Source organism: Pseudomonas sp. BN411 (assembly GCF_029871235.1).
In the GTDB taxonomy this organism is placed as follows: Bacteria; Pseudomonadota; Gammaproteobacteria; order Pseudomonadales; family Pseudomonadaceae; genus Metapseudomonas.
Map to the genome: position 1 here is coordinate 1 of NZ_SSOM01000038.1, position 4,352 is coordinate 4,352.

Sequence of the window (4,352 nt, forward strand, 5' to 3'; positions counted from 1 at the left end):
CCTTCGCGGATCGCGAAGCGCAGGCCATCTTCCATGGCGATCGGAGCGATCAGGGTGACAACCATCTTGATGTTGTCGCCCGGCATTACCATCTCTACGCCTTCCGGCAGTTCGCAGTTACCGGTCACGTCAGTGGTACGGAAGTAGAACTGCGGACGGTAGCCCTTGAAGAACGGGGTGTGACGACCGCCTTCTTCCTTGGACAGCACGTACACTTCGCACTCGAACTTGGTGTGCGGCTTGATGGTGCCCGGCTTGGCCAGAACCTGACCACGCTCTACGTCGTCACGCTTGGTGCCGCGCAGCAGGACGCCAACGTTCTCACCGGCACGACCTTCGTCGAGCAGCTTACGGAACATTTCAACGCCGGTGCAGGTGGTTTTGGTGGTCGCACGAATGCCGACGATCTCGACTTCTTCCTGAACCTTGACGATACCGCGCTCAACACGACCGGTAACCACGGTACCGCGGCCGGAAATGGAGAACACGTCTTCGATCGGCAGCAGGAACGGCTGATCGATGGCACGCACCGGCTCCGGAATGTAGGAGTCCAGGGTCTCAACCAGCTTACGAACGGCGGAAACGCCAATTTCGTTGTCGTCCTTGCCTTCCAGGGCCATCAGAGCGGAACCGATGATGATCGGAGTGTCGTCGCCCGGGAAGTCGTAGGTGTTCAGCAGGTCACGAACTTCCATTTCGACCAGTTCCAGCAGCTCGGCGTCGTCAACCATGTCGGCCTTGTTCAGGAACACGACGATGTAAGGAACGCCTACCTGACGGGACAGCAGGATGTGCTCGCGGGTCTGCGGCATGGGGCCGTCAGCAGCCGAGCAAACCAGGATAGCGCCGTCCATCTGCGCAGCACCGGTGATCATGTTCTTCACGTAGTCAGCGTGACCGGGGCAGTCAACGTGAGCGTAGTGACGAACAGCGGAATCGTACTCAACGTGGGAGGTGTTGATGGTGATACCGCGAGCCTTCTCTTCCGGCGCGTTGTCGATCTGGTCGAAAGCGCGAGCCGAACCACCCCAGGTCTCGGAGCAGACCTTGGTCAGAGCAGCAGTCAGAGTGGTCTTGCCATGGTCAACGTGACCGATGGTGCCAACGTTGACGTGCGGTTTGTTACGTTCGAACTTTTCTTTAGCCATCGAGAACGTCTCCCATCAAGAATTGAGCGAGTCACGCCACCATTAAAACAAAGGCAGATATTTTCATATCTGCCTTTGTTAAGATGGAGCTCATGAGCGGATTTGAACCGCTGACCTCACCCTTACCAAGGGTGTGCTCTACCAACTGAGCTACATGAGCCAAACACATTGCGAAAGCAGAAAACCTGGAGCGGGTAGCGGGAATCGAACCCGCATCATCAGCTTGGAAGGCTGAGGTTCTGCCACTGAACTATACCCGCGGAGCCTGCAGCTCTCGCTTTGAATCTGGTGGAGGGAGAAGGATTCGAACCTTCGAAGTCTATGACGTCAGATTTACAGTCTGATCCCTTTGGCCGCTCGGGAATCCCTCCAAAGTGAGGCGGCATTTTCAACATCTGCCACCCTGCTGTCAAGCTTTTTCTCATTAAAATCTTGAGGTTAGCTTCATTTGACAGCCGCTTCGCCATTCAGCTTTTTGAGCCTCGCTGCGAAGCGGGCGCCATTCTATTCAAGCTAACGAGGAGATGCAACACCCTCGCACGGCATAAGTTGATGTTTTAACCCAAAAAAATCTCGAGACAGCTGCTCGAGCAATGGATCATCAATCAGTCTGCGGCTTTCAGGGGCTACGCGAACCCAGTAATCACGGTGCGCGCGAGACAATTCCCGCATGAAAGGCTCATAACCCGCATCTCGCAGCCGCTGCATTACGCTCTCTGCAGAATCCATACGCGGAAAGATACCGAGGGAGATTCCGTTGACCAGGTCACCCTGGGTCACGATATAGCTGTCGATTTTCCGCGCCTGGAGCTCCTTGAGCTGGCGCAGGGACGCCTCCCTGGAAGCGAGGGGAGCAAGGTAGACCCAATAATCCGTCCCCGCAGCGGCGTCGACAGGCTGAACTTCAGAGCGAACATCCAGGCTGATCAGCCGTTGTTCGACTTCGCGCGCCTGCTCTTCACGCTCGAACCCACCCAGGAACAAACATACGGCCTCCTCGGCAGGCGCGGCCGGAGCGGCACTGCGCCGCGGCTGGGCGCCCCCGGACTCACTGAGCAGACGGATGTCCTGCTGGCCACCTTTATAGAGGGAAAGAGTCTCCACTTCCTTTGGCCGCAAGGGCGCCTGCTGCTGATGCCAGACGTAATAGAAGAGATTGAGAACCAGGAGAAACAGAAACAACCAGCGCATGGATCAACCTCAATGCAATGGACAGGCGATCGCCAGGCCGACGAACACCAAGTCAGGCAAAACTCTAGCGCGCGGCAGCACATCCCTGACAAGGAGCGCATCACCGCCGGTGAGGAAGACTTCGAATTCTTCCCCGAGATGCTCAGCCGCCAATTCGATCTGCGCCTGGACGAATCCGCGAAGCATCAACAGGCAACCCCGCTCCACCGCCTCGACCGTCGAGCGCCCGGGCACCATGTCGTGCAACGCCTTTTCCGCAGCCTCGTCGTCATAGCGAATACGACGGGTATGAGTACGCAACTGATTGCGCATGAGCGGCATCCCCGGACAGATGAATCCGCCGAGATGCTCCCCATCCGCCGTAACCAGGTCGGATGTCACTGCCGTGCCAAGATCGAGGACCAGGCAAGGCTTGCGAGCAATGTGATATGCCCCCAGAACTGCCAGCCAGCGATCCAATCCGAGACGCTGATATTCAGAATAACCATTGCGAACTCCTGCCATCTCGATGGCAGAGGACGCACAGACGGAGGAAACGCCGAAGACTTCTTGCAGCCGACCGGTCAGCAGTCGAGTTTCGTCATCAGAACGCACGCTCACCAGTCGACATTGGCGAAAGGCCAAGCCAGCGGTTGCCTGCAGTGCAGAAATCAGCTCTTCATCGGAACCGACGACACCACCTGCAAGAGCAACCAACTGCGTATTGTCGATCACACGCCATTTGATAAAGCTGTTGCCGCAGTCAAGCTCAAGAATCATCACTCAACCTCAAACTGAGCTCTCCACCGCTGTAAGCTCGCTCTTCGCCATCGACACTGAGGCGCAAGGCGCCTGTCGTATCAATCCCCATGACCATTCCCTGGATGCTCTGTATACCCGCGGTCAGATTGACCAACCTTCCTTGCCAGAGATGGGCGCCCTCCCATTCCGTACGCAGAGCTCCGAATCCCTCGCTCTTATGACGCCCAAGGTAGTCTTCCAGGTGGGAGCTCAAACGGGAAACCAATGTATTCCTATCCACGAGGCCCCCACCCTCTGCTCGCATAGAGGTCCAGGGCTGATCGATTTCCTCTGTGGACAGCTGCATGTTCACATTGACTCCAATGCCAATCACTACATGACAGATATCAGCAGGATCCCCTAGAAGCTCGAGGAGAATCCCGGCAATTTTGCGATTACCCACCAGGAGATCGTTTGGCCATTTGAGTCCAGCCTCAGCCAATCCAAATGAACGCAATGTCTTCAATACAGCCAGGCCAACGACCAGGCTGAGACCTTCAAGCTGACGAGCACCGCCATCGATGCGCAATGCCAGACTGTAGTAGAGGTTCTGGGCATAGGGACTCACCCATCGACGCCCTCTGCGCCCCCTACCCTCTGTTTGCCGCTCAGCGATGACCGCAAAGGGTGGCACCGCGCCCGCACCCAAACGACGCATCGTTTCGGCATTGGTGGAATCCAGCGAATCGAATACCTGATGCGACCAAGGACAGCCCTCCCTCTCCAGGATGCCTCGGTCGAGCAGACTCAACGGGCTCTGCAACCGATAACCTCGGCCACGAACCTTATAAATAGGAAGACCGAGATCCGCCTCCAGTTGCTGCAGCTGCTTCCAGACGGCACTCCTGCTCACACCAAGGGCGTCACCCAAGGCCTGGCCCGAATGGAAGCGTCCGTCCTGCAGAAGTTTCAATAACGTCAGCATTTGCTGGATCCGACTCACAATGAGGCACGCATCATATCCATGCACATCTTGATTGCATAGAAATCCAGCCCGCGCCAGGCGTGCGTAGCAAGCAACAGAGGACAGCGACCGCGAGCTTGAATTTTCTTGCGCGCAAAGACAAACCCCCGACACGCCTGGGCGTATCGGGGGTTTGGGATAGAAGCTTGACGATGACCTACTCTCACATGGAGAAGCTCCACACTACCATCGGCGATGCGTCGTTTCACTGCTGAGTTCGGGATGGGATCAGGTGGTTCCAACGCTCTATGGTCGTCAAGCAATTCGGT

The 4,352-nt window shown here is 56.8% G+C and carries 4 protein-coding genes, 3 tRNA genes and 1 rRNA gene; all 8 read right to left on the minus strand.

Features of this window, described 5'->3' with window-relative positions; genetic code table 11:
• Positions 1-1,148, minus strand: a 1,148-nt coding sequence (gene tuf, locus E8F06_RS05055) for an elongation factor Tu (RefSeq protein ID WP_280364816.1), incomplete at its 3' end; no start/stop codon positions are given.
• Between the two features lie 84 nt (positions 1,149-1,232).
• Positions 1,233-1,308: transfer RNA gene (locus E8F06_RS05060), tRNA-Thr, on the minus strand.
• 26 nt (positions 1,309-1,334) lie between these two features.
• Positions 1,335-1,408, minus strand: a tRNA-Gly gene (locus E8F06_RS05065).
• Between the two features lie 26 nt (positions 1,409-1,434).
• Positions 1,435-1,519: transfer RNA gene (locus E8F06_RS05070), tRNA-Tyr, on the minus strand.
• A gap of 142 nt (positions 1,520-1,661) precedes the next feature.
• The gene (locus tag E8F06_RS05075) at positions 1,662-2,339 is read right to left on the minus strand and encodes an SPOR domain-containing protein (RefSeq protein WP_280364827.1); all 678 of its coding nucleotides are present in this window, start codon (positions 2,337-2,339) and stop codon (positions 1,662-1,664) included.
• A gap of 9 nt (positions 2,340-2,348) precedes the next feature.
• Positions 2,349-3,098, minus strand: coding sequence for a pantothenate kinase (locus tag E8F06_RS05080; protein ID WP_280364830.1), 750 nt, complete (start codon positions 3,096-3,098; stop codon positions 2,349-2,351).
• Positions 3,088-4,044, minus strand: a complete 957-nt coding sequence (birA, locus tag E8F06_RS05085) for a bifunctional biotin--[acetyl-CoA-carboxylase] ligase/biotin operon repressor BirA (RefSeq protein WP_280364832.1) — start codon at positions 4,042-4,044, stop codon at positions 3,088-3,090. Before birA ends, E8F06_RS05080 begins: the two co-directional genes overlap by 11 nt.
• 183 nt (positions 4,045-4,227) lie before the next feature.
• Positions 4,228-4,343, minus strand: a 5S ribosomal RNA gene (gene rrf / locus E8F06_RS05090).
• Positions 4,344-4,352: the final 9 nt, after the last annotated feature.